Genomic DNA, 25,701 nt, shown 5'->3' on the forward strand with positions numbered 1-25,701 from the left:
CCTTCAGGACGACCAGGCCCAACCCGCTTGGAATCAGCGGCACCACCCCCAAAGCCTACCGGATCAACCAGAGTGCTTCGGACCGCTCCGGACCGTACCCGATCGCTCGGGCGAGTCCAGAACTCCCGACTCGCGGTCCCGATCACTCGAGACCCGACTGCGGGGCCGTCCGAACCTTACCGGATCAACCGGAGTGCTTCGGACCGTGCTTCTCAGCCCCGGGACCGGCCAACTTCGCTGGGTGATCTCTCACCGCCGCGGTGGCGTCCGTTCCTCCCTGTCGGGCTGACGAAGAGAACATTACATGGGCCCCCGGGGATCTCATAATCGGGTCCCTGACCGTCCGGCGGACGTGCACCCGCAGCCCTCTGACCTGCGCAGACGCCATCTTTCGGCGTCGCATCCGGGCCGTGCGACGTCGGTGTCAGGACACCCGGTCGATGACGATGGGCGGCAGGTCCGGGCGCGAGCCCTCCGGCGCGATGGTGAAGCCGCCCTCGAGAGCCTCGAGCGCGCGCTCGAACCGCTCCGGTTCGTCGGTGCGCAGCGTCATGAGCGGCTCGCCCCCGCGCACGGTCGCCCCGGGCTTGTGGTGCAGCTCGACGCCGGCGCCCGCCTGGACCGGGTCCTCCTTGCGCGCGCGCCCGGCGCCTAGGCGCCACGCGGCCACGCCGACCGCGAGCGCATCCAGCTGCACGAGCACCCCGTCGGCAGGGGCCAGCACGTGGTGGGTCTCCCTGGCCGTCGGCAGCTCGGCATCGGGGTCTCCCCCCTGCGCCCGGATCATCCGTCGCCAGACGTCCATGGCCCGACCGTCGGCGAGCACGTCCGCCGGGTCGACGTCGGAACGGCCCGCGCCGGCCACCATCTCGCGGGCCAGCGCCAGGGTGAGCTCGACGACGTCGCCGGGGCCCCCACCCGCCAGCACCTCGACGGACTCGCGCACCTCGAGCGCGTTGCCCGCCGTCAGCCCGAGCGGCGTCTCCATGTTGGTGAGCAGCGCCACCGTGCGCACGCCGGCGTCCGTGCCGAGGCGGACCATCGTCTCGGCGAGCTCCCGGGCCTGCCCGAGCTCCTTCATGAACGCGCCGGACCCGACCTTGACGTCGAGGACGAGCGACCCGGTGCCCTCGGCGATCTTCTTGCTCATGATCGACGTGGCGATCAGCGGCACGCAGGAGACGGTGCCGGTGACGTCGCGCAACGCATACAGCTTCTTGTCCGCGGGCGCGAGACCGGAGCCGGCGGCGCAGATCACGGCGCCGACGTCCTCGAGCTGGGTCATCATCTGCTCGTTCGTCACGTCGGCCCGCCACCCGGGGATCGACTCGAGCTTGTCGAGCGTGCCGCCCGTGTGCCCGAGACCGCGGCCCGAGAGCTGCGGGACCGCGACGCCGCACGCGGCCACGATCGGCGCCAACGGCAGGGTGATCTTGTCGCCCACTCCCCCCGTCGAGTGCTTGTCGCTCGTCGGGCGCGACAGCCCCGAGAAGTCGAGCCGCTCGCCCGAGCGGATCATCGCGTCGGCCCACCGGGCGATCTCGCGCGCGTTCATCCCGTTGAGGTAGATCGCCATCGCGAGGGCCGACATCTGCTCCTCGGCGACGGCGCCCCTCGTGTACGCGTCGATGACCCAGTCGATCTGGGCGTCGGACAGCTCGGCCCGGTCGCGCTTGGCGGAAATGACGTCTACGGCATCGAAGGCTTCACTCACGGGACCATCATGTCCCAGCGCCGCCGACGCCGGAGGCCGGCCGGGTCGGGACGGGTTCAGCCCTCGGCGTGACGGAGGTCCTCGGCCCCGAACGCCTGCGGCAGGACCGCCGACATCGGCAGCACGCCCTCCGGGGTCATGAGCAGGCACTCGGGCCCACCGTTCTCCCAGAGGAGCTGCCGGCAGCGCCCGCACGGCATGAGGGCCTGCCCGTCGCCGCCGACGCAGAAGACCGCCGTCAGGCGCCCGCCACCGGAGGCGTGAAGCTCGGACACCATGCCGCACTCGGCACAGAGAGCCACGCCGTAGGCGGCGTTCTCGACGTTGCACCCGGAGACGACGCGGCCGTCGTCGACGAGACCGGCGACCCCGACCCGGAACCTGGAGTACGGCGCGTACGCCCGCTCCATGAGCTCGACCGCGCGCAGGCGCAGCGACTCCCAGTCGACCGCGTCGACGGCTCCCGGGGACGGGCTCGACGTGTCGGCCACTAGTGCCCCTCACCCTTGCGGTAGATCTGCCCGTCGGCAGCCGGCATGCGCAGGCGTTGCGCGGCGAAGGCCAGCACGAGCAGCGTCGTGACGTACGGGAGCGTGCTCGACAGCTCCGGCGGCACGATGTCGGTCAGGGCGTACCAGGTGCCGACGACCGCGCCGACCACGATGCCGATGATGCCCTGGACCGTGCGGCCCTTGCGGAGGATCTGCCAGATGCCGATGCCGATGAGCAGGACGGCGAGCAGCAGGAGGAAGGCGTGCACCGTCGTGCCGCCACCGCGCAGCTGGGCCGCGTCGGTGTAGCCGAAGAGGACCGAGCCCGCCATCAGCCCGCCGGGGCGCCAGTTGCCGAAGATCATGGCGGCCAGACCGATGTAGCCGCGACCGCCCGTCTGTCCGTCACGGAAGACGTTGGCCGCCACGAGGGCGAGGAAGCCACCGCCGAGCCCTGCCAGGCCGCCCGAGACGAGGACGGCCACGAACTTGTAGCGCAGCACGTTGACGCCGAGCGACTCGGCCGCGACCGGGGACTCACCGACGGAGCGCAGGCGCAGACCGAAGGCCGAGCGCCAGAGGATGTAGGCGGTCGCGATGAACAGCAGGACGGCGAGGATCGTCACGACCGACACGTTGGTGCAGAAGGCACGGAGCACGCCGGCGAGGTCGGAGATGAAGAAGATGTGCTGCTGCTCGAGGTCACCGAGGGCGTCGGACAGCCCCGGGATGCTGATCGTCGGCAGCTCCTCGAGCGGGGGCGACTGCGTCGGGCCGCCTCCGGGGAGGGTGCTGAAGAAGCGCACCGAGAGGTACTTCGCGAAGCCGAGCGCCACGATGTTGAGCGCGACACCGGAGACGATGTGGTCGACGCCGAACGTCACCGTGGCGATCGCGTGGATGAGCCCACCGACGGCACCACCGATGACGGCACCGACGAGACCCCACCAGGGGCCGAGGTGGTAGCCGAGGAAGCCGGCACCCCAGGTGCCGAGGATCATCATGCCCTCGAGCCCGATGTTGACGACGCCCGCTCGCTCGGACCAGAGACCGCCGAGACCGGCGAGGGCGATGGGAACCGCGAGGCCGAAGGCGGCGATGAGCAGCCCGGACGAGTCGACGTCGTTGGCGCCGGTGACGACGCGCAGGACGGAGAGGACCAGGACGGCGCCGAGGAAGACGCCGACCCACTGGAGCGGGCTCAGACGGAGCCGACGCGGGTTGGCCGTGACCTTCGCGGTGCCGGCGTCCAGACCGGTGACACTCATGCCGTCGCTCCTTCCGGGGTGGGGGCATCGGATCTCGTCGCGGCCAGCTCCCTCGCCACCCGCTGCTGCTCGAGGCGCACGTCGGCGCGACGGATCAGCTCGTAGGCGATGACGACGGCGAAGAGGATGACGCCCTGGATGATGAAGACGACCTCGGAGGCGACCCCGGCCCGGATCTGCAGCGCGTTGCTCTGCACGTCGAGGAAGGACCACAGCAGCGCCGCGGCCGCGATGCCGAGGGGGTGGTTGCGACCGAGCAGCGCGATGCCGATGCCGGCGAAACCGAGCCCGGCCTGGAAGGTCGTGCCGTAGCTGTGGTCCTGGCCGAAGAGGAGCGGCATGCCGATGAGGCCGGCCAGCGCGCCCGAGGCGATCATCGTCGTGACGATCATCCGGGGCACCTTGACGCCGCTGGCGATCGCCGCGCTCTCGGAGCGGCCGGTCGCGCGCAGGTCGAAGCCGAAGCGGGTCTTGTTGATGACGAACCAGTAGAGCGCGCCGACGAGGACCGCGAGCAGGATGAGCGTGTAGACCTTGTTCGTCGCGCCCGGGATGAGGCCGAGGCCCGAGAGCTGGGACGACTCGGGGATGGGCTTGGTCGAGATCGTGTTGCTGCCCTGCTGCTTGACCGCGACCTTGAGCAGCAGCCACTGGACGACGCCGGTCGCGATGGCGTTGAGCATGATCGTGCTGATCACCTCGGAGATGCCGCGCCGGATCTTGAGGTAGGCGGCGATGCTCGCCCAGAAGCCGCCGGCGACCATCGCGACGACGATCGTCAGCAGGACGTTGAGCGGACCGGGGAACCAGGCCTGACCGGCGAACGCCGCCCCGGCGAAGACGGCGACGCGGTACTGCCCGTCGACGCCGATGTTGAACAGGTTCATCCGGAAGCCGACCGCGACGGCGACGGCCGAGAGGTAGTAGACGGTGGCACCGTTGACGATCTGGACGAGCTGTCGCGGCTTGGGCCAGCTGAGGATCGTCTGCCAGACCTCCACGACGGGGTCGCCGAGGAGCAGCAGGATCGCCGAGGTCACGAGGAACGCGACGACGAGGGCGAGCAGGGGCGCAGCGACGGCGAGGAGGAGCTTGCGGGGGCTGAAGGTGCTCATCGGGTCTCCTCCGCGCTGCCAGCAGCTCCGGTCATGGCCGCACCGAGGTCCTCGGCAGTGACGGTGTCGGGGTCGAAGGTGCCGGTGAGCCGACCCCGAAGGATCACCTCGATGGTGTCGGAGAGGCCGATCAGCTCCTCGAGGTCGGCCGAGATGAGCAGCACGGCGAGGCCGTCGCGGCGGGCCTGGCGGATGATGTCCCAGATGCTCGACTGCGCGCCGACGTCGACGCCACGGGTCGGGTGCGCGGCGACGAGCACCTTCGGCTGGTGGCTCATCTCGCGGCCGACGATGAGCTTCTGCTGGTTGCCGCCGGAGAGCGAACCCGCCTTGACGTTGATCGACGGCGTGCGGACGTCGTACTCCTTGACGATCCGCTCGGTGTCGGCCTTCGCGCCCGCGGCGTTGATGATGAAGCCCCGGACGTTCGGCTCCTCCGTCTGGTGACCGAGGATGCGGTTCTCCCAGAGCGGGGCCTCGAGCAGCAGGGCGTGCCGCTGCCGGTCCTCGGGGATGTAGGCGACACCCGCCTCGCGGATCTCGCGCGTGCGCCAGTCGGAGATGTCCGTGTCGCCGAGGAAGACGAGGCCCGACGTGGGCTCGCGCATCCCCATGATGACCTCGACGAGCTCGGCCTGGCCGTTGCCCTCGACGCCGGCGATACCCAGGACCTCGCCCGCGTGGATCGTCAGCGAGATGCCGTCGAGCACGTTGCGGCTGTCACCGGCACCGGAGAGCACGATGTCCTCGATGCGCAGGACGACTCGGTCGGTGACCGTGGACTCCTCGGTCTGCGGGGTCGGCAGCTCCGCACCGACCATGAGCTCGGCTAGCTGGCGCGCGTTGACCGACGACGGGTCGACCGTGTCGACGGTCGTGCCGCGCCGGATCACCGTGATCGAGTCGGCGACCGAGAGCACCTCGTCGAGCTTGTGGGAGATGAACAGGACCGTCAGGCCCTCCGACTTGAGCTCGCGGAGGTTGTCGAAGAGCTCGTCGACCTCCTGCGGCACGAGGACGGCCGTCGGCTCGTCGAGGATGATGATCTTGGCGCCGCGGTAGAGCACCTTGAGGATCTCGATGCGCTGGCGCGCGCCGACCCCGAGGTCGGCGACGAGCGCGTCGGGCTCGATGTCGAGACCGTAGTCGTCGGAGATGCGACGGATCTCGGCGCGCGCGCCCTCACCGATGCCGTGCAGCTTCTCCGCACCGAGCACGACGTTCTCGAGGACCGTGAAGTTGTCGGCGAGCTGGAAGTGCTGGAACACCATGCCGATGCCCTCGGCGATGGCGTCGGAGGGAGAGTGCAGGTGCACCTCGTGGCCGTCGATCGAGATGGTGCCCTCGTCGGGGCGCTGGACGCCGTAGAGGATCTTCATCAGCGTCGACTTGCCGGCGCCGTTCTCACCGACGATCGCGTGGACCGTGCCCTTGCGGACCTTGAAGCCGATGTCCTTGTTGGCCACGACTCCCGGGAAGCGCTTGGTGATGCCTTCCAGCTCGACTGCGTAGTCGGCCCCAGCGGGGGCGGCCGGTCGCTCGGGTGCGGATGCAGTGATGGCGACAACTCCTCGTCCGGGCCCGGAGTTCGGGCTCCGGGCAGCAAGTGGTCAGGGCACCGGGCCGGCCGTCACGGACCGACCCCGGGTCCGGTCGGACCGACCGGCGGTGCGTGGGGACGGACACGGCCCGCGACGACGCTACCGCGCCGCACGGGCCGTGTCTCCCCATCAGGGTGTGGTGCAGAAGGTGGTGCTGGGTGTGGCCGACTACGGCTTGGTCGGGACCGTGATCTCGCCGGAGATGATCTTCGCCTTGTAGCCGTCGAGCTGGCTCTTGATGTCGTCGACCTTGCCACCGGTGGTCGCGTAGTCGACACCGTTGGCCTTGAGGTCGAAGACCTTGTTGCCCGTGATGTCGGTGCCCGCGGAGGCCGCCTTGAGGAACTCGTACACCGCGACGTCGACCTTCTTGATCATCGAGGTGAGGATGACGTCACGCACGTCCGGCGTGGCCGTCAGCGCCTGGTCGGAGTCGACACCGATGGCGAGCTTGCCGGCAGCCTTGGCAGCCGTGAAGACACCGCTGCCCGAGCCGCCCGCAGCGTGGTAGACCACGTCGGCGCCGCCCTGGTAGAGGCCCTCGGCAGCCGTCTTGCCCTTGGCCGGGTCGTTGAAGCCCGAGAAGTCCGGCGGCTGCGAGAGGTACTGGCTCTTGACGACGATCGACGGCTTGGCCGCCTTCGCGCCGGCGACGTAGCCCGCCTCGAACTTCTTGATGAGGTCGACACCGACACCACCGACGAAGCCGACCGTGTTGGTCTTGGACTTGAGGGCGGCGGCCGCGCCGACGAGGAAGGAGCCCTGCTCCTCGGCGAAGGTCAGCTGGGCGACGTTGGGGCCGGCGGAGTCGGGGGACGCGTCGTCGATGATGGCGAACTTGACGTCGGGGTTGGCCTTGGCGACCGTGCCGATGGCCTTGGCGTAGGCGAAGCCGACACCGATGACATGCGTCGCACCCGCGTCGATGAACTGCTGCAGACGCTCCTCGGTGGCAGCCTCGCTCTCACCGTTGACCTGCGTGGCCTCCTTGAACTCGACACCGAGGTCGGCCTTCGCCTTGTCGAGGCCCACGGCCGCCGAGGCGTTGAAGGACTGGTCACCACGACCGCCGACGCCGTAGGCGATGCCGACGACGATCTTCTTGCCGGTGGCCTGCGTGCCGGTGCCGGCGGAGGTGTTGCTGCCCGCGGGCGTGTTGTCGCTGCTGCTGCCGCAGGCCGCGAGGCCCAGCGCGGCGGCGACGACAACGGCCGCGACCTTGGTTGCGTGACGCAAGAGGTGCTCCTTAGATTCCGCGGGGCCGACGACGACATCGGCCCAGATAGCACGGAACTGTAGACCCCGGCACGACAAGATCTGAACGGCTCGGGGCAAGTCGCAGGAAGTGTTACCGATCCGCGACCGCGCTCAGAGGAGAGACGCCTCCGAGGGCCGGTGTGCCGGCCAGCCGGGCCGCCGCGGCGAACACGACACCGGCCAGCGTCCGGGCCCCGACGTCGATCGCGCCCTCGTCGACGACGAGGTCGCCGCGGTGCAGGTCGTAGGTCGGGCCACCCGGCGAGCGGATCCCGAGCCGGGCCATGGCGCCGGGCACGTGCGTGAGGTACCACGCGAAGTCCTCGCCCCCGAGGGACTGCGGCGTCGGGGCGACGAACGAGCCGGTTCCGGTCACCGCCGCCGTGAGCGCGTCGATGCAACCCGCGTCGTTGACGACCGGGGGCACCCCCTTGGTGATCAGCACGTCGGCCTGGACGGCATACGGCTTGACGACCTCGTGGACGACGGCCTCGAGCAGGCGCTCGACGCCCTCCCAGATGCCGGCGTCGAGCATGCGGAGCGTGCCGCCGACCTTGCCGGACGACGGGATGACGTTGTGCGCGCCACCGGAGTGGATCGAGCCCCACACCAGGGCGGCGCCTGCGCGGGGGTCGAGCCGTCGCGAGAGCACCGCCGGCACGTCGGTGACGACCTTCGCGAGCGCGTACGTCAGGTCCTGGGTGAGGTGCGGGCGCGACGTGTGGCCGCCCCGTCCGGACAGCGTGACCTCGACCTGGTCCGCGGCGGCCGTGATGGCGCCGACGCGCAGGCCCACCTGGCCGACGTCGAGGTTGGGGTCGCAGTGCAGGGCGAAGATCCGGTCGACCCCGACGAGGCCGTCCTGGGCGACGACGTCCTCGGCCCCGCCCGGCATCAGCTCCTCGGCCGGCTGGAAGACCAGCCGGGCGCCGACCCCCGCGGCGACGAGCCGCTCCTCGACCGCCTTGAGCGCGAGAGCCGCACCGATGAGCGCCGTGGTGTGGACGTCGTGACCGCACGAGTGGCTCACGCCGTCGGTCCGCGACGCGAAGTCGAGCCCGGTCTGCTCACGGATCGGGAGGGCGTCGATGTCGGCCCGCAGCGCGATCCGGTGGGAGGGGTTCGGGGCGCCGAGGTCGGCGACGAGCCCCGTGCCGCGCAGCCGGCGGACGCCGATGCCGGCCCGCTCGAGACACTCGGCGACGAGGGCCGTGGTGCGCACCTCGCCACGTCCGAGCTCCGGGTGCGTGTGCAGGTCGCGGCGGATCGCGACCAGCTCCGCGGCGTGCTGCTCGACGGTTCGGGCGATGGCCTCGAAGGGCAGCGAAGCGGAGCGGTCGGTCACGAGCACGAGAGTCTAGCGAGAGGATGGGGGGCGACCCCCGCAGGGTGGGTCGCCGCGGCCGGTCGGACGATGGATGGAGAGGTCACGCGTGGAGTCGGAGGCACCCACCGGGACGCCCCTGGGACCGGAGGCCGTCCGTCACGTCGTCGGGCTCGTCGACCGGGCGCTGCCCTTCACGACCGTGACGTGCCGTCCCTCCCCCGCGACCGTCTGGAACGCCGACGTCGTGGCCCACGTGCGGGCCGGCGCGGACCCCCTCGCACCATGGCGCTCGGCGCTGCACACGCAGATGGAAAGACGCAACGCCGCCACCGTGCGGCCGCACGTGCCCGCCGCGTTCGTGCTCCAGTGGTGGTGCGAGGTGGCGGCCACCCCGATCGCGTATGCCGCCGCGCTCGGTCCCTGGCTGCTCGTCCCGTCGCCCGCCGGGCTCGGTCTCGAGCTCGCGCCGGCGCTCAACCCGTTCCGGGTCGTCGTCGCCCCGGAGCGGACGTCGCTCGAGGTGGACGACGACCCGGCGCGACGTCTGGGACGCGGCCACGCCGCATACCTCGCGCTCGTCTCGGAGGTCGTGACGGCATACGCCCCCGACGTGCGGATGGGCTCGCGGCAGCGGTGGGGCGTCGTCGAGGACATGTGGGGCACGGCCGTGCGGCTCGCACGCGGTGCGGCGGGCGAGAGCGTCGGGGCGGAGCCGACCCGGGTGTCGTGCTGCTTCATCTACGCGATCCCGGGGATGCGCGAGTGCGCGGCGTGCCCCCGCAGCGGTCGGGGGTACGTCGGCGTCCCGGGCCGGCAGAACTAGGGTGTCGGCCATGCCGCAGCACCTGCCGGAGTCCGACCTGCTCGTCGTCCACGAGGAGGTGCGCGAGGCCCTCGATGCCGGGGTCGGTGTCGTCGCCCTCGAGAGCACGATCCTCGCCCACGGCCTCCCCCACCCCGACAACATCGAGATCGGCGGGCAGATCGAGGGAGCGGTGCGCGCCGGAGGGTCCGTGCCCGCGACCATCGCCGTGCTCGACGGTGTCGTCCACATCGGCCTCGGTGACGCCGAGGTCGAACGCGTGTGCACCGACCCCGACATCGCCAAGCTCTCGGTCAGGGAGTGGGTGTCGCTGCGGCACTGGGTCTTTCGGGCGCGACGACGGTGGCGTCGACCTCGGCGCTGGCGCACCTCGCGGGTATCCGGGTGTTCGCGACGGGGGGCCTCGGTGGCGTGCACCGCGGTGCGTCAGAGACCTTCGACGTCTCCGCCGACCTCGGGGTCATCGCGTCCACACCGGTGCTCGTCGTGTGCGCCGGCGTCAAGTCGATCCTCGACGTGGCCGGGACGCTCGAGACCCTCGAGACCCTGTCGGTGCCGGTGCTCGGCTACCGGACCGACGCGTTCCCCGGCTTCTACCTGTCCGACTCCGGACAGCCCGTGCCGTGGCGCGTCGAGTCGGCGGCCGAGGCGGCCCGGGTCGTCGTCGCGCGCAGCCGTCTCGGCACCGACACCGCCGGGGTCGTCCTCGCCAACCCGCTGCCCGCCGACCGCCAGGTCGAGCGAGGGCTGCACGACCGGCTCGTCGAGGAAGGACTGGCGCTGCTCGAACGTGAGGGCGTGCACGGCAAGGACGTCACGCCGCGGCTCCTCGAGTACTTCCACGACCACTCCGGCGGCGAGTCGCTGCGCGCCAACGTCGAGCTCGTCCTGTCCAACGCGCGGCTCGCCGGTGAGGTGGCGGCCGAGGTCGCCACGCAGTCGGCGGGGGCCACGGGCGGTGCCGGCGGTGCCCGCGGTGCCGGCGCCCCGGCCTCGGGCGCATGAGGACCCGGCCGGTCGTCGTCGTCGGTGACGTCGGGCTCGACGTCATCACCCGCCCCTCCGGTGACATCCGGTGGCACTCCGACACGCCCTCCGCCGTCGCCCTCGTGCCCGGCGGTGCCGGGGGCAACTCCGCGTCGTGGCTGGCCGGCCTCGGCGCCGAGGTGACCCTCGTGGCCCGCGTCGGCGCCGACGCCGCAGGCGCGACGTGTCGGAGCGAGCTCGAGTCCGCCGGCGTGACCTGCGCGTTCGCCGTCGACCCGACGCTGCCGACGTGCATGGTCGTCATCCTGCTCGACGCGCACGGCGACCGGACGATGTTCCCCGACCGCGGCGCCAACAAGGCCTTCTCGGTGGCCGACGTCGACCTGGCCGCGCTCGGTCTGCCCGCCGACCCTCGGCCGCACCTGCACCTCTCGGGCTACGTGCTCTTCGACGCCGGGTCGCGCGCCGCCGGCCTCGAGTCGCTCCGCCAGGCGCGCTCGCTCGGGTGGACGACGTCGGTCGACCCGCAGTCACCGGCACTCATCGAGCGCGAGGGCGTCGAGACCTTCCTGTCGTGGGTCTCGGGCGTGGACCTGCTGCTGCCCAACGAGAACGAGGTCGCCGCCCTGGGTGGGCTGGCGTCGATCCTCGACCACACGAACGAGGTCGTCGCGACGTACGGCGCCGCCGGAGCCCGATGGGTCGGCGCCGCCGGAGTCGACGAGTCGGCCGAGGCGCCGGTCGTCGAGAACGTCGACGCCACCGGGTGCGGCGACGCCTTCAACGCGGGGCTCCTCTCCGCGTGGCTGGGCGGCGAGGACCGGTCGAGCGCCCTGCGCGCCGGGGTCAGCGCCGGCAGCGCCGCGGCGGCCCGCGTCGGAGCGCGACCGAGCTAGACGGCATACGCCCTTCGGTCCCGACGGACCGCCACGAACTGGCTTGTGCCGGGTGTCGCGTGCGTGAGTCCAGTGCCATGGACGGCGTCTTGGCGGTCCGTCGGACCTGTGGATGGCGTCAGCCACCGGTCGTGTCGCCCGGGCAGCCTGAAGCCATGGATGTCGGGACAGTGCTGGCCCAGCTCGGCGGCAGTGCACGGTGGGCCGAGCTACGCCCCGCCGTGCGCCGTCGCCAACTGCGTCGCGCAGTAGCTGATGAGAGTGTCGTGCGACTGGGCCGAGGTCGCTACGGCCTATCGAGCCTGACTGCGGCGCGCAACATCGCAGAATCCCTCAGTGCGACCGCGTCACACCTCACGGCAGCGCTGCATTGGGGCTGGGCGGTCAAGCACGAGCCGGACATGCCACACGTGACTCTGCCACGGGGCCGCAAGCTGAGGGACCCGGCGCGCGAAGGCGTGCATCGACACTGGAGAGATCTGCAGGCCGACGAGGTCGTGGACAGCTGGGTCACCAGTCCGGCGCGCACAGTCATCGACTGCTGCCTGGACCTGTCGTTCGACGAGGCCCTTGCCGTGGCCGACTCCTCATGGCGCGCCGGCCTGTCGCCTCTAGTCGTCCGGGATCTGGCGCTGCGGTTGCCTCCTCGGTCGAGGCGCAAGGTCGGCCGAGTGCTCCAGCACGTGGACCGCGGGGCTGCCAACCCGTTCGAGTCGGTGCTGCGCGCCCTGTGCCTGCGGGTAGACGGACTCAGTGTCGTGACCCAGCACGTGGTCAAGGGCCGCGGCTTCTTCGCCCAGGTGGACCTTGCCGACCAGTCGTTGGGCATCGTCATCGAGGCTGAGGGGTTCGACAACCACGGCACCCGGGCAGCCCTGAAGCGCGACTGCAGGCGTTACACGGGGCTGGGGGCGCGCGGGTGGGTGGTGCTTCGGTTCACCTGGGACGAGGTGATGTTCGAGCCCGACTACGTCGTGGCATCCCTGCGAGAGACGGTCGCCGTGCGCCGGCCGACCGCCACGAACCTGCCGACCGCGTCGTAGTCGTGCTCGGCACTCAGCCGCGCCGGAACTCGTGGCGGTCCGTCGAGCCGGGCACACGGCATACAGCCTCTCGTCAGAAGGTCTCTCGGGGCTGGTAGACGCCCCACACCTCACGCAGCGCGTGCGCGACCTCGCCCCCGGTGGCGCGCGCGGCGAGCGCCTCCTTCATGGGGTAGAGCAGGTTGTCGGTGCCGAGAGCCGCGTCCTGGAGGCGGCTCAGGGCCGACTTCACGGCGTCGTCGTCGCGGTCGGCGCGCAGGGCCTCGAGGCGCGCCCGCTGGTCGGCCTCGATCGTCGGGTCGACACGGAGCGGCTCGTAGTGGTCCTCCTGGTCGAGGACGAAGCGGTTGACGCCGACGACGGTGCGCCCGCCGTTGTCGATCTCGAGCTGCACGCGGTAGGCCGAGCGCTCGATCTCGCCCTTCTGGAAGCCCTGCTCGATGGCCGCGACGGCGCCGCCCTTGTCCTCGACGGCCTGGATGAGGGCCAGGGCGGCCGTCTCGATCTCGTCGGTGATCGACTCGACGACGTACGAACCCGCAAACGGGTCAACGGTCTTCGTCACATCGGTCTCGTAGGCGATGACCTGCTGCGTGCGCAGCGCGAGGCGCGCGGCCTTCTCGGTCGGCAGGGCGATGGCCTCGTCGAAGGAGTTGGTGTGCAGGGACTGCGTGCCGCCGAGCACCGCGCCGAGACCCTGGAGCGCCACGCGGACCAGGTTGACCTCGGGCTGCTGCGCGGTGAGCTGCACACCGGCGGTCTGCGTGTGGAAGCGCAGCATCATCGACTTCGGGTTCTGGGCGCCGAACTCCTCCTTCATGATCCGCGCCCAGATGCGGCGGGCGGCTCGGAACTTCGCCACCTCCTCGATGAGGGTCGTGCGCGCGACGAAGAAGAACGAGAGGCGGGGCGCGAAGTCGTCGACGTGCAGGCCCGCGGCCTGGGCGGCGCGGACGTACTCGACGGCGTTGGCGATGGTGAAGGCGATCTCCTGCACGGGCGTCGCCCCGGCCTCGGCCATGTGGTAGCCGGAGATGGAGATCGTGTTCCAGCGCGGCATCTCCTTGTGGCAGTAGGCGAAGATGTCGGCGATGAGGCGCAGGGACTCGCGCGGCGGGTAGATGTAGGTGCCGCGGGCGATGTACTCCTTGAGCACGTCGTTCTGGATCGTGCCGGTCAGCTGGTCACCGGCGACGCCCTGCTCCTCCGCGACGAGCTGGTAGAGCAGGAGCAACGTCGAGCCGGGGGCGTTGATCGTCATCGACGTCGAGATCTTGTCGAGCGGCAGGCCGTCGAAGAGCGTGCGCATGTCGTCGAGGCTGTCGATGGCCACGCCGACCTTGCCGACCTCGCCGTGCGCGATGGCCTCGTCGGAGTCGTAGCCCATCTGCGTCGGGAGGTCGAAGGCGACGGAGAGTCCGCCGGTGCCGGCCTTGACGAGCTGGTGGTAGCGCTGGTTGCTCTCCTTGGCGGTGCCGAAGCCGGCGTACTGGCGCATCGTCCACGGACGGCCGGTGTACATCGACGGGTAGACACCGCGCGTGAACGGGTAGCGGCCGGGCGCGCCGAGCTTGCTGTCGGCGTCGAAGCCGACGAGGGCCGACGCGTCGTAGACGGGCTCGATGGGCAGGTCGGACTCGGAGCGCGCACCAGTGCTGTCAGCCATGCTGCCGAGCGTATCGGCGTGACGGTCCCCCACTGCCGACCGGCGGGCGAACGTTGCCGATCTCACGTCACCGAGGGCGTATGCCGTGAGCCCGGGTCGCGACAGCCTGTGGCCTCTCGACGGGGCCAGGCGGCAGATTGTGGCCTCTCGACGGTTGAGGGGTCAGGCGTCGACGGGCCAGCTGCGGGTGATCTCGGCCTTGTGGGCGGCCCACTCCCCCTCGAGCTCGCCGAGCCGGTCGGCGAGGAACTCGAGGAACGCGACCGACAGCTGCAGGCGCCGGCCGGCCTCGGTGTCGAGGCCACCGACGGCGGGCACACCCGCGCGCAGGCTCGTCTCGATCTGGGACAGCATCCGGTCGCGGGAGAGCATGGCTCCGTGCCACGCGTCGGCCTGCACGACGTAGACGTCGCGACGCGACCCGCGCTCGCGCTCCTTGCCGATCATGTAGGTCTGGGTCAGGTAGCGCACGGCCCCGGACACGGCGGCCGGGCTCACGTCGAGCGACTCGGTCAGCTCCGCCGCGGTCATCCGGCCGTCGTCGTCGGCGAGCAGCTGGGCGAAGACGCGGGAGGCCAGACGCGGCATACCGGCGTCGGTGAGGGTGTCGCCGAGGCGCTCGACGTAGGCGGAGACCGCCCGCTCGTCCCGAGCGGCCCGCTGTCGCACCACCGTCACCACTCCTCCTCCGTCGCCTGCGTCGACCCTAACCCAGCTCTCATAGCATTCAGTAAACAGTGAAAGTTGTGTATTGTCGATTCATGACCTCCGCCATCCAGGTCCACGACCTGCGCAAGACCTTCGGTCACACGGTCGCCCTCGACGGGCTCGACCTCGACGTGGCCACCGGTGAGATCCACGGCTTCCTCGGCCCCAACGGCGCCGGCAAGTCGACGACGATCCGCATCCTGCTCGGCCTGCTCCGCGCGGACGGCGGCAGCGCCACGCTGCTCGGGGGCGACCCCTGGAACGAGGTGGAGTCGCTGCACCGCCGCCTAGCCTACGTCCCCGGCGACGTCGCCCTCTGGCCCAACCTCACCGGTGGCGAGGTCATCGACATCCTCTCCCGGCTGCGCGGGGGCGTCGACGAGAAGCGCCGCGCCTCAATGATCGAGCGTTTCGACCTCGACCCCACCAAGAAGGGCCGCTCCTACTCCAAGGGCAACCGTCAGAAGGTCGCCCTCGTCGCGGCCCTCTCGTCCGACGTCGAGCTGCTGCTCCTCGACGAGCCGACCTCGGGCCTCGACCCGCTCATGGAGGCGGTGTTCCGGGACGTCGTCCACGAGTTCCGGGAGGCCGGTGGCACGGTGCTCCTCTCGAGCCACATCCTCTCCGAGGTGGAGCAGGTGTGCGACCGCGTCAGCATCATCCGTGCCGGCGTCAACGTCGAGTCGGGCACGCTGACCGACCTGCGCCACCTGGGCCGGACGACGGTCCGGGCCACGCTCGCCCACCCCGTCGACCCTTCGACCCTCTCGGGGATCCCGGGAGTGGCCGATGTCGTCGTGACCGGGGACCGCGTGACGTGCACCGTCGGCGGCGACGACCTCGGACGACTCCTCGAGGTGCTGGGCGCCCACGGCATCACGGCCCTCACGAGCGCGCCGCCGACGCTCGAGGAGCTGTTCATGGACCAGTACCGCACGACCACGACGGCGACATCATGACCACGCTGGTCGCTCCCGCCCGCCCGGTCAGCATCGGCCTGACCGGGACGACCTCGCTGCTGCGCCTCGCGGCCCGCCGCGACCGGGTGCTCGTGCCGGTCAGCGCGTTCGGGCTCGCCGCCTTCGTCGCGCTGTCGGCCCAGGCGACCTTCGCCCTCTTCCCCGACCTGAAGTCGGCGCTGGCGTCGATGGCGTCGACGCTCGCCAACCCGGCGCTCGTCGCGATGTACGGGCCGATCTCGAGCCTCGGCATCGACTCCATCGCGACGCTCAAGTCGGTGCTCCTCGGGGGCGTCTTCCTCGCGCTGCTCGCCTACGTCGTCGTGCGGCGCCACACGAGGACCGAGGAGGAAGCCGGACGTCTCGAGCTGCTCGGTGCCGGCGTCGTCGGTCGCCGGGCCGCGCTGACGGCGGCCGTGCTGCTCGGCACGTCCGCCGTGCTGCTCACCGTCGTCCTCACCGTCGTCTGGTCGGTCGCCGTCGGCCTCGACCCCGCCGGCTCGGTCGCCCTCGGCGTCTCCTGGCTCGTCATGGGCCTGTCGTGGGTGGGCGTCACGGCCGTCGCCGCCCAGCTGACGTCGAGCACCCGCGGGACGGCGGCGTGGTCGCTCGGTGCCCTGGCCGTCGCGTTCCTCGTGCGCGCCGTGGGCGACACCGCCGCCGACGACAGCCCGGCGCGGTTCCTGTCCTGGCTGTCGCCGCTCGGCTGGGGCGTCAAGGTGTCGCCCTACGGAGCGAACCGCTTCTGGGTGGTCGTGCTCGGCCTCCTGCTCTACGTCGTCCTCGTGGCAGCCGCGTACCTGCTCCTCGAGCGCCGCGACCTCGGGTCCGGCGTGCTGCCGAGCCGCGCCGGCCACGAACGCAGCACCATCGGCACCGCGGGTGCCCTTACTCGTCGGCTCGCCCGCGGCACGCTCCTCGGCTGGGTCATCGCGTACGTCATCCTCGGCCTCGTCCTCGGGTCGATCGCCGGCAGCATCGAGACGTTCGTCGACTCGCCCGAGGTCGCCGACATGCTGCGGTCCATGGGCGGCGACGCCGGCTCCATCACCGACATCTACTTCGCCACGGAGCTGCACTTCGCGGCCGTCGGCGCCTCGGCCCTCGCGATCGCCCTCGTCACGCGGATGCACACCGAAGAGACGACGAACCGCCTCGAGGCCCTCCTCGCCACCCCGGTCCGGCGCGTCAGCTGGGCGCTCGGGCACGTCGCGCTCGCGGTCGTCGCGTCGGCCGTCGTCATGGTCGTCAGCACCACCGTGGCCGGACTCGTGCACGGAGCTGACGCGGGCGACATCGGCGGGACGGTCGCACGCCTCACCGGAGCCGCGCTCTCGACCCTGCCGGCGGTGTGGGTCGTGATGGCCTGTGCGCTCCTGCTCTACGGCGCACTGCCCCGCTTCACCGGCCTGGCCTGGGCCGCGCTCATCGTCTTCCTCCTGCTCGGCGAGTTCGGCGACCTGCTCGACCTGCCGCAGTGGCTCGTCGACCTCTCACCGTTCACGCACCTGCCGGCGCTGCCGGGCGGCACGTTCGAGTGGGCGCCCCTCGTCGCGCTCACGGTCGTCGCCGCCGCACTGGGCGCAGTGGGCGTCGCGGCGCTGCGGCGTCGCGACATCGGCTGACCTCACCAACGGGTTCGGGCATCGCCGGACGGGTCGGTACGGTGTCCCCCATGACAGGCATCCCCGGCTTCTGGGCCGTGATCCCCGCCGGCGGCTCGGGCACCCGGCTGTGGCCCATCTCCCGGCGCAGCTCGCCGAAGTTCCTGCACGACCTGACGGGGTCGGGACAGTCGCTGCTGCGGGCGACGTGGGACCGCCTCGAGCCCCTCGTCGACGACCGGATCCTCGTGGTCACCGGGGTCGCCCACGAGGAGGCGGTGCGCCGCCAGCTGCCCATGCTCGGCTACGACGCCGTCATCGGGGAGCCCTCGCCGCGCGACTCCATGCCGGCCATCGGGCTCGCCGCTGCCGTCCTCGAGCGACGCGACCCCGAGGCCGTGCTCGGCTCCTTCGCGGCGGACCACGTCATCACCGAGCCGGACAACTTCCAGCGCGCCGTCGCCGAGGCCGTCGTCCTCGCCCGGCGCGGAGAGCTCGTGACGATCGGCATCGAGCCGACCGAGCCGGCCACCGGCTTCGGCTACATCCGGCTCGGTGCGCCACTCGACGTCGAGGGCGCGCCGAGCGCCCACCGGGTCGACGAGTTCGTCGAGAAGCCCGACCTCGAGACCGCGACGCGCTACCTCGAGAGCGGGGAGTACCGCTGGAACGCAGGCATGTTCGTCGTCGGCGCGACCACCCTGCTCGAGCTGCTGGCCGAGAACCACGTCGAGATGGTCGACCACCTGCGCACCATCGCCGGGGACCCCCGCCGGATGCGCGACCTCTGGCCGTCCCTGCGCAAGATCGCCATCGACCACGCGGTCGCCGAGCCCGCGGCAGCCGCAGGCCGCGTCGCGGTCGTGCCCGCGGCCCTCGGCTGGGACGACGTAGGCGACTTCAACTCGCTCACCAAGCTCGTCGCCGAGTCGACCGAGCTCCCCGGCATCACCGCGATCGGCCCGGTGGACGACATCATCAGCATCGACTCGACGGCCACCGTGGCCGCGGGCGGGCGTCTCGTCGCGCTCATCGGGGTCGACGACCTCGTCGTCATCGACACCCAGGACGCCCTGCTCATCACCCGACCCGACCGCGCCCAGGAGGTCAAGAAGGTCGTCGAGACCCTGACCGCCCGGGGTCGCACCGACCTCGTCTGAGCCGGGGCGAGCCGTGACGAGCGCCCCGGACACGTCCGTCACGAAGCCGGCTGCGGCGCCGGCCCCGGGGCGCAGCCCGACCGCCTCGGCGACGGCCCGCATCGCGACCGTCGGGGCCGTCGTCCTCGCCTGGGCCGTCACGCTGCCGCGGCTGGTGCCGAGCACCTTCGGCGACCACGGCACCTACGTCTCGGTCGCCGAGCGCCTCCTCGCCGGCGACCGCCTGTACGTCGACGTCTGGGACAACAAGGACCCGCTCTTCTACTACGCCCTCGCCATCGGCCGGCTCGTGTCCCCGCTCGCCGATGTCGTCCTCGAGGTGCTCTGGGTGCTGGGCGCCGGCGTGTCGGTGCTCGTCCTCGCCCGTGCGGCCGGGGCGAGGCGCGGCCTCGCGCTCGTGGCGGGTCTCGGCGCGACACCCCTGCTGCTCACGGGCCCGGCGTACGAGAGCGGGATGACCCACCTCCCCGGCCTCGCCCTGCTCCTCGCCGCCGTCGCGTGCGCGGTGCGCTCGCGCTGGGTCGTGGCCGGGGTGCTCGTCGGCCTGCTGCTGTTGACCAAGCTCATCCTCGCCCCGGTGGTCGCCGGGGCGCTCCTCGTCGTCGCCCTCCACCGTCGGTCGACGGGCGGACCGAGGGGGCTGGCCCGAGCCGTCGTCGGTGCGGTCGCCCTGCTCGCGGTCGGGATCGGCGCGATGTGGCTGCGCGGCGAGCTGCCCGGCTGGCTCGAGAACTTCCGGCTCAACGCGGACTACGCCGAGGGTGAGCTCGCGGCCTCCCAGTACGGCCCCGTCATCGGTCACCTCCTGCGCGCCTTCCCCGAGGACGGTCGCGGCGCCGGCATGGTCACGGTGGCCACGCTCGTCGTCGTGCTGCTCGCGATCCCGCGCTCGTGGCGACCCCGCGCGTCGGACACCGCGTCGCCCGTGCCCGACACGGCCCCCGACGGGACGCCCGACACCGCGCCCGACACCGCGCCCGACGCCGCCGGGCAGACCATCTCCCCCGCGGTCCTCTGGGACCTCGTCGTCGTCTCGCTGGCCCTCGGGCTCGTCGTCATCGCGGCCACCGCCACCTGGCCCCACCACGCCCAGACACTCTCCGGCCCGGGCGGGTTCGCGGTCGCGCTCGTCGCCGCGCGCCTCTCCGACCGGGTCACGCACTGGCGTGCCGTCGCCGTGCTGCTGCTGACCGGCTACCTCACGGCGGGGGCGCTCCACCCCTACTTCACCCTCACGGCCGCCGGCTCCGTCCCGGCGAACCTGCAGCTGCTCCAGCGCGACTCGCCGGACAGCGTCGTCCTCGACGCCCTGCCGCAGGTGCGCACCTACGCCCGTGCGGGCTCGAACGACGCCACCGCGCACGCGGTCGGGCTGGGTCACCTGCAGCTCGTCTGCCCCCGCTTCCACCAGTACTCGCTCGAGCCGGACGCGATCCTCGACCTGACAGCCGACTGCCTGCCGCGGGCAGACGCCGTCATCGTCCACGACACCGTGCGTCCCGAGGCCGGCGAGTCCGGCTGGAACGCCTACGTCGCGCGCGTCCGCGCCCTCGTGGCCACGGGCTACGACTGCGTGCGCACCACGGGGTCGCAGGTCTGCGTCCGCCGCGCCGGCTGAGACCGGCACGCCGGGCCGCCGTGCCGCGCCCACCGATCCGGCCGAACCCGCACCGCGATCCCGACCGCGGGACGATGGTGGTGGCATGAGCTCGATGCTGCCCGAGGAGGGCGAACACCTCACCACCGGCTGGGAGGACGACCTCGCACCGGCCGACTCGCTCGTGCGCCAGGCCGTCCTCGCGCACGTCTCCTGGGCGCGGGCGCTGACCGCTGCCGCCCGCGGCGAGTTCTCCGAGGGGCCGAGCTGGTGCGCGGGTCGTGGAGGTGGCGTCTCGGCCCTGCTCAACTGGGCCATCGTCACGAGCCCACCTCGCGACTGGGAGCAGACCGTGGGACAGCTCTGGGCGGCATACCCCGAGGGCGTGTCCTCCATCGTCATCAGCCCGTTCCCGACGCCCGACCTCACCACCCACGGGCTGGCGCTCGTCGGGCACCCGCCGCTCATGTTCCGACCCCCGTCGACCGTCACCCCGGCGCCGTCGACGCCGCTCGACGTCCGCGAGGCCACGACCGAGCAGCACCTGCAGGACGCGGAGCGGGTGCTCGTCGAGGGCTACCCCATGCCGGACATGGCGGACCTGCCGCCGGGAGACTTCTACCGGCCGGACGTCGTCGACGAGCCGACGAAGGTCTTCGTCGGCTACGACGGCGACACCCCGGTCGCGACGGCCGCAGCCCACTCGGCTGCCGGCGTCACCGTCGTCGAGAACGTCGCGGTGCTCGCCACGGCCCGTGGCCAGGGCGCCGGCGCCGCGCTCACGTGGGCGGCGACGACGGCGTGGCCCGACCAGGGCGCCGTCCTCATTGCGAGCGACGACGGCCAGCCCGTCTACGAGCGGCTCGGCTACCTGCGGATCGAGCGCTGGACCTGCTGGGTGCGCCCCTGACGCACCCACCCGACGTCTGCCGTCAGGCTGGATCAGCTCAGGCGGTCCGCGTCAACGGGCCAGCCAGCTCAGCCAACGGGCACTGGCATCCCGTGGCTCGCACACGAAGGTCCACCAACGCTCGACCTCGCCGGGCGACGACGGGCTTCGGTCTGTCCGCCTCGGCGAGCTGCTCACGGTAGAGCGTGCCCCGTCGGCCCGACGGGTCGCCGACTTCGTCGGGAACCCCGACGAAGACACCGCGGCCGGAGGCGGGCTCGTGGCACTCATCGGCGTCAAGGACCTCGTCGTCGACACCCAGGACGCCCTGCTCATCACGGCGCCCGAGCGTGCCAAGCAGGACGAGCAGATCCTCGAGACCCTGACCGCCCAAGGACGCCTGGACCTCACCTGAACGTCGGCGCTCGGCGTAGCGTCAAGGGTGGCCACCCCACCATCGAGAGGAGCCCCCCATGGAGGGCCTGCGCAGCAGCGAGTGGTACGGATCGGAAGACCGCAACGGCTACCTCCACCGAGCGTGGATGCGTCGTGGGGTGCCCTCGAACGCCCTGTCGGGAGAGCGACCGCAGATCGCGATTGCCAACACCGCCTCGGACCTCACGCCGTGCAACCTGCACCTCGACGAGGTCGCCGAGTCGGTCAAGCACGGGGTGTACGAGGCGGGCGGGATCCCCCTGAACCTGCCGGTCGTGTCTTTGGGCGAGACGCTCGTGCGGCCCACCGCGATGCTGTGGCGCAACATGGCCGCGATGGCCATGGAGGAGATGTTCCGCGCCAACCCGATCGACGGCCTCGTGCTGCTCGGCGGCTGTGACAAGACGATCCCAGCGCTGCTCATGGCCGCCGCCTCCGTCGGCATCCCCGCCGTCGTCGTCCCGGGCGGGCCGATGCTCAACGGGACCTTCCGCGGCCGGCCGCTCGGGTGCGGGACCGATGTGTGGAGACTGAGCGAGGAGGTGCGCGCCGGGAACCTGTCGCAGGAGTCCTTCCTCCGCAGCGAGTCCTCGATGATCCGCAGCAAGGGTCACTGCAACACGATGGGGACCGCCTCGACGATGGCCGTCATGGCGGAGGCGCTCGGCACGACGCTCCCGGGCCTCGCCGGGACCCCCGCGGCCGACGCCCGGCTGCTGGAAGGGGCGCACGAGTCTGGCAGGCTCGCCGTCGAGCTGGTGCAGGAGGGTCGCACGATCGGCGACGTCGTCACCGCGGGGTCATTCACCAACGCCATCGTCGCCCTCGCCGCCGTCGGTGGCTCGACCAACGCCGTCGTCCACCTCCTGGCCATCGCCGGCCGACTCGGCATCGAGCTCAGCCTCGATGACTTCGACCGGGTTGGTGCCGCCGTGCCGCTGCTCGTCAACCTCCAGCCCGCCGGCGAGTTCCTCATGGAGGACCTGTTTCGGGCCGGGGGGCTGCTCGCCGTCCTCGCTCAGGTGCGCGACCTGCTCGATCCGACGCCCATCACCGTCACCGGCCGGCCGCTCGTCGACTACCTCACGGACGCGCCCGTCTGGGACGAGACGGTCATCACGCCCCGCGACCGCCCCCTGTTGCCCGATGCCGGGATCGCGGTCCTGCGTGGCAACTTGGCGCCGCACGGCGCCATCGTCAAGCCTGCCGCGGCGTCGCCGCACCTGCTGCGCCACCGCGGACCCGCCGTCGTCTTCGACTCGGTCGAGGACCTGCACGCCCGGATCGACTCCCCCGACCTCGAGGTCACCGCCGGCTCGGTGCTCGTGCTGCGGGGCTGCGGGCCGATGGGCTACCCCGGTATGCCGGAGGTGGCGAACCTGCCCCTGCCGCAGCGGCTGCTGCAGGAGGGGGTCCGTGACATGGTGCGGATCTGCGACGGCCGGATGAGCGGGACGGCATACGGGACCGTCGTGCTCCACGTCGCGCCCGAGGCCGCCGCGGGTGGACTCCTGGCCCTCGTCCAGGACGGCGACATCATCGAGCTCGACGTCGCGAACCGGACCCTTCACCTCCACGTCCCCGAGGAGGAGATCGCCCGTCGCAGACCCCCTCAGACGCTCGTCGACGGGTTCGCCGCACCCCGACGCGGCTGGGAACGGCTCTACGTCGACCACGTCCAGCAGGCCGACACCGGCGCGGACCTCGACTTCCTCGTCGGCGCCACCGGCCCGGGGGTGGCCCGTGAGTCCCACTGACCCCGTCATCGGCTCGGTGCGGCGCGTCGCGACGGCGGACGGACCACGCTGGCTGGTCCGCTCGGAGGACGGAGACCGGCTGCTCGACGGCAGCCTCAGCGACCTGCTCGCGCTGCCGCTCGACGATGCCCGCGCCACGGTCGAGGCGGCACCGTTCACCGACCTCGCCGGGCCGGTCCTCGCGCCCGTCGACGGCCAGGAGGTCTGGGCGGCCGGTGTCACCTACGCGCGCAGTCGCGACGAGCGGATGGCCGAGTCAGCGAGCGCCTCGGTCTACGACGAGGTGTATGCGGCGGAGCGGCCCGAGCTCTTCTTCAAGGCGCCCGGGTGGCGCGTGGTGGGCCCGGGTGAGCACGTCGGCATCCGCGCCGACTCGAGCTGGGACGTCCCCGAGCCGGAGCTGGCCCTGGTCTTCACCCGCGACGGTGAGCTCTTCGGCTACGTCCCCGCCAACGACGTCAGCAGCCGGTCCATCGAGGGTGAGAACCCCCTCTACCTGCCGCAGGCCAAGGTCTACGACGGCGCGTGCGCCCTCGGCCCGGCCATCGTGCCGGTGTGGGTCGCGCACGAGCCGTTTGCCATCGCCCTCACGATCGAGCGCGGTGGTGAGGTCGCGTTCCGCGGCGCGACCGACACGAGGCAGCTGACCCGATCGTCGGCGCACCTCGGGAGGTGGCTCACCGCGGCCACGTCCTTCCCGGACGGAGTCGTCCTGCTGACCGGCACCGGGATCGTCCCGGACGAGGCCTTCACGCTGCGGGCCGACGACGTCGTGACCGTCACCATCGACGGTCTCGGCGCCCTGACCAACCCGGTCCGGGTCGTCGGGCGGGACCTACGTGACCACGGAGGAACACGATGAGGACCCCCCACGAGCCCGAGACGCCCACCCCCGCCGGAGCCACGGCGCAGCTCGGCGGGCTCCTCGACGTCGCGACGTCGGCGGCCCCCGTCCTCGCGGGGTCGGCGCCAGAGCAACGGGCCGGGTGGCTCCGGGCCGTGGCGCACCGTCTCGAAGCCGGGGCGACCAACCTCGTCCCGCTGGCGCAGCAGGAGACCCACCTGCCCGAGGCACGGCTGTCCAGCGAGCTGGTGCGGACGTGTTTCCAGCTGCGGCTGCTGGCCGACGAGATCACGCTCGGTTCCTACCTTCGCGCGACCATCGACCACGCCGACCCCGGCTGGGGCATGGGACCCCGACCCGACCTGCGACGGATGATGCGCCCACTGGGGCCGGTCGCGGTGTGGGCGGCGAGCAACTTCCCGTTCGCGTTCAGCGTCGCCGGGGGCGACACGGCGTCCGCGCTGGCCGCCGGCTGTCCCGTCGTGCTCGTCGCCCACCCCGGCCACCCCCGGCTGTCCGCGGCGACGGGCGAGCTCGTAGGCGACGCGCTGTCGGGCGCCGGGGCCCCGGCCGGTGTGTTCGCCATGACCGAGGGGGTCGAGACCGGCAGGGCGCTGATTCGTGACCCTCGCATCACTGCCGGCGCGTTCACCGGCTCGATCAGCGGCGGCCGTGCACTGTTCGACCTCGCCGTCTCCCGGCCGGTGCCCATCCCGTTCTACGGTGAGCTCGGCAGCGTGAACCCCGCCTTCGTGACCCGCGGCGCATCGGAGCGCCGCCCGGTGGACGTCGCCGATGGCTTCGTGGCCTCGATGACCCTGGGGGCAGGACAGTTCTGCACGAAGCCGGGGCTGTTGGTCGTTCCGCGCGGATCGGCTGTCGTCGACCTCGTCGGCGAGCGGGTTGCGAAGGTCAGCGGGGCCCCGCTGCTGAACGAGCGGATCCGCCTGGGGTATGCCGCGTCGCTGGACTCGCTGGCCCGGCGTGACGGCGTCGAGGTTGCTGCCGGGAGGATGCCCTCCGCCGATGACCCCTCCGACGCCCCGGCGCCGACCCTGCTGCGCTCGACCGCGGCAGCGCTTCTGGCCGACGCCCGGCTGGGGGAGGAGGTCTTCGGACCGGCCGCCCTCGTCGTGGAGTACGACGACGAGGGCGAGCTCCTCGCCGTCGCCTCGGGTCTGGCCGGGCAGCTGACCGCGACGGTCTGTGGTGATCCGCAGGACGCACTGGTGGGGACGCTGCTGACCACCCTGGCCGGACGCGCCGGGCGGGTCCTGCTCAACGACTGGCCGACCGGGGTGTCCGTCACCTACGCCCAGCAGCACGGTGGGCCCTACCCGGCGACGACCGCGGTGGGCACCACCTCGGTGGGGATGGCAGCCATCGACCGGTTCGTCCGGCCGGTCGCCTACCAGGGTGTCCCCGAGCCGCTCCTTCCCCCCGCGCTCCGCGACGCCAATCCCTGGGGCGTCCCGCAGCGCATCAACGGACGACTGGGCTGACCTGCCAGGGCGCGAGCCCGCGGGCGAGCGCGGCGGCATACTCGGGACGGGCTGCGAC

The 25,701-nt window shown here is 72.0% G+C and carries 21 protein-coding genes and 1 pseudogene; 13 read left to right on the top strand and 9 right to left on the bottom strand.

The features are described 5' to 3' along the window. Positions 1–424: 424 nt before the first annotated feature. The 7 genes from ASG96_RS04040 to ASG96_RS04070 all read right to left on the bottom strand — a co-directional run bounded on the left by ASG96_RS04040 (position 425) and on the right by ASG96_RS04070 (position 8,797). A complete protein-coding gene (locus tag ASG96_RS04040) occupies positions 425–1,714 on the bottom strand; it encodes a thymidine phosphorylase (RefSeq protein ID WP_057586822.1) in 1,290 nt (429 codons plus the stop codon). Between the two features lie 56 nt (positions 1,715–1,770). Next, complete coding sequence (locus ASG96_RS04045) at positions 1,771–2,205, bottom strand: cytidine deaminase (protein ID WP_082588952.1); 435 nt, start codon at positions 2,203–2,205, stop codon at positions 1,771–1,773. Then, complete coding sequence (locus tag ASG96_RS04050) at positions 2,205–3,473, bottom strand: ABC transporter permease (RefSeq protein WP_057586824.1); 1,269 nt, start codon at positions 3,471–3,473, stop codon at positions 2,205–2,207. Before ASG96_RS04050 ends, ASG96_RS04045 begins: the two co-directional genes overlap by 1 nt. Then, a complete protein-coding gene (locus ASG96_RS04055; protein ID WP_056761092.1) occupies positions 3,470–4,588 on the bottom strand; it encodes an ABC transporter permease in 1,119 nt (372 codons plus the stop codon). The genes ASG96_RS04050 and ASG96_RS04055 overlap by 4 nt, the downstream gene beginning before the upstream one ends. Further along, the gene (locus ASG96_RS04060) at positions 4,585–6,054 is read right to left on the bottom strand and encodes an ABC transporter ATP-binding protein (protein ID WP_056761089.1); all 1,470 of its coding nucleotides are present in this window, start codon (positions 6,052–6,054) and stop codon (positions 4,585–4,587) included. Before ASG96_RS04060 ends, ASG96_RS04055 begins: the two co-directional genes overlap by 4 nt. A 303-nt stretch (positions 6,055–6,357) precedes the next feature. Beyond that, positions 6,358–7,425 carry a BMP family protein gene (locus tag ASG96_RS04065; protein ID WP_056761086.1) on the bottom strand — a complete coding sequence of 356 codons (1,068 nt, stop codon included), beginning with the start codon at positions 7,423–7,425 and terminating at the stop codon, positions 6,358–6,360. Positions 7,426–7,537: 112 nt separating this feature from the next. Then, positions 7,538–8,797: an amidohydrolase gene (locus ASG96_RS04070; protein ID WP_057586826.1), complete on the bottom strand. Its 1,260-nt coding sequence runs from the start codon at positions 8,795–8,797 to the stop codon at positions 7,538–7,540. Positions 8,798–8,879: 82 nt separating this feature from the next. On the opposite strand from ASG96_RS04070, the gene ASG96_RS04075 reads away from it, so the two are divergent. The 4 genes and pseudogenes from ASG96_RS04075 to ASG96_RS04090 all read left to right on the top strand — a co-directional run bounded on the left by ASG96_RS04075 (position 8,880) and on the right by ASG96_RS04090 (position 12,522). Next, on the top strand, positions 8,880–9,596 hold the full coding sequence (locus tag ASG96_RS04075) for a (2Fe-2S)-binding protein (RefSeq protein ID WP_057586828.1): 717 nt from the start codon (positions 8,880–8,882) through the stop codon (positions 9,594–9,596). Between the two features lie 10 nt (positions 9,597–9,606). Next, positions 9,607–10,601, top strand: a pseudogene (locus ASG96_RS04080) (pseudouridine-5'-phosphate glycosidase). Beyond that, positions 10,598–11,479, top strand: coding sequence for a carbohydrate kinase family protein (locus ASG96_RS04085; RefSeq protein ID WP_057586830.1), 882 nt, complete (start codon positions 10,598–10,600; stop codon positions 11,477–11,479). Before ASG96_RS04080 ends, ASG96_RS04085 begins: the two are co-directional and overlap by 4 nt. 155 nt (positions 11,480–11,634) lie before the next feature. Further along, the gene (locus tag ASG96_RS04090; RefSeq protein WP_162262013.1) at positions 11,635–12,522 is read left to right on the top strand and encodes a DUF559 domain-containing protein; all 888 of its coding nucleotides are present in this window, start codon (positions 11,635–11,637) and stop codon (positions 12,520–12,522) included. A gap of 73 nt (positions 12,523–12,595) precedes the next feature. Here the strand turns inward: ASG96_RS04090 and ASG96_RS04095 are convergent, their stop codons facing one another. Beyond that, positions 12,596–14,188 (bottom strand): methylmalonyl-CoA mutase, encoded by a 1,593-nt coding sequence (locus ASG96_RS04095; protein ID WP_057586835.1) that lies wholly within the window; start codon positions 14,186–14,188, stop codon positions 12,596–12,598. 162 nt (positions 14,189–14,350) lie between these two features. Beyond that, the gene (locus ASG96_RS04100; protein ID WP_235506859.1) at positions 14,351–14,866 is read right to left on the bottom strand and encodes a GbsR/MarR family transcriptional regulator; all 516 of its coding nucleotides are present in this window, start codon (positions 14,864–14,866) and stop codon (positions 14,351–14,353) included. A gap of 83 nt (positions 14,867–14,949) precedes the next feature. Between ASG96_RS04100 and ASG96_RS04105 the strand changes: the two genes are divergently transcribed. The 9 genes from ASG96_RS04105 (at position 14,950) to ASG96_RS04140 (ending at position 25,643) form a co-directional block, all read left to right on the top strand. Then, positions 14,950–15,855: an ABC transporter ATP-binding protein gene (locus tag ASG96_RS04105; RefSeq protein ID WP_056761071.1), complete on the top strand. Its 906-nt coding sequence runs from the start codon at positions 14,950–14,952 to the stop codon at positions 15,853–15,855. After that, positions 15,852–17,480, top strand: a complete 1,629-nt coding sequence (locus tag ASG96_RS04110; RefSeq protein WP_057586837.1) for an ABC transporter permease — start codon at positions 15,852–15,854, stop codon at positions 17,478–17,480. The genes ASG96_RS04105 and ASG96_RS04110 overlap by 4 nt, the downstream gene beginning before the upstream one ends. Before the next feature lie 50 nt (positions 17,481–17,530). Further along, positions 17,531–18,619, top strand: coding sequence for a mannose-1-phosphate guanylyltransferase (locus tag ASG96_RS04115; protein WP_056761065.1), 1,089 nt, complete (start codon positions 17,531–17,533; stop codon positions 18,617–18,619). A 13-nt stretch (positions 18,620–18,632) separates the two neighbouring features. Beyond that, complete coding sequence (locus tag ASG96_RS04120; RefSeq protein WP_057586838.1) at positions 18,633–20,237, top strand: DUF2029 domain-containing protein; 1,605 nt, start codon at positions 18,633–18,635, stop codon at positions 20,235–20,237. 85 nt (positions 20,238–20,322) lie between these two features. Beyond that, positions 20,323–21,126 (top strand): GNAT family N-acetyltransferase, encoded by an 804-nt coding sequence (locus ASG96_RS04125; protein WP_057586840.1) that lies wholly within the window; start codon positions 20,323–20,325, stop codon positions 21,124–21,126. A 259-nt stretch (positions 21,127–21,385) separates the two neighbouring features. Then, positions 21,386–21,520, top strand: a complete 135-nt coding sequence (locus tag ASG96_RS24435; protein ID WP_255359540.1) for a hypothetical protein — start codon at positions 21,386–21,388, stop codon at positions 21,518–21,520. Positions 21,521–21,578: 58 nt separating this feature from the next. Next, a complete protein-coding gene (locus tag ASG96_RS04130; protein ID WP_057586842.1) occupies positions 21,579–23,297 on the top strand; it encodes an IlvD/Edd family dehydratase in 1,719 nt (572 codons plus the stop codon). After that, positions 23,284–24,159 carry a fumarylacetoacetate hydrolase family protein gene (locus tag ASG96_RS04135; RefSeq protein ID WP_157610642.1) on the top strand — a complete coding sequence of 292 codons (876 nt, stop codon included), beginning with the start codon at positions 23,284–23,286 and terminating at the stop codon, positions 24,157–24,159. The genes ASG96_RS04130 and ASG96_RS04135 overlap by 14 nt, the downstream gene beginning before the upstream one ends. Next, complete coding sequence (locus ASG96_RS04140; protein ID WP_057586844.1) at positions 24,156–25,643, top strand: aldehyde dehydrogenase (NADP(+)); 1,488 nt, start codon at positions 24,156–24,158, stop codon at positions 25,641–25,643. Before ASG96_RS04135 ends, ASG96_RS04140 begins: the two co-directional genes overlap by 4 nt. The last annotated feature ends 58 nt before the right edge of the window (positions 25,644–25,701 follow it).

Origin of the sequence: Terrabacter sp. Soil810 (genome assembly GCF_001429645.1) — a bacterium.
Classification (GTDB): domain Bacteria; phylum Actinomycetota; class Actinomycetes; order Actinomycetales; family Dermatophilaceae; genus Terrabacter.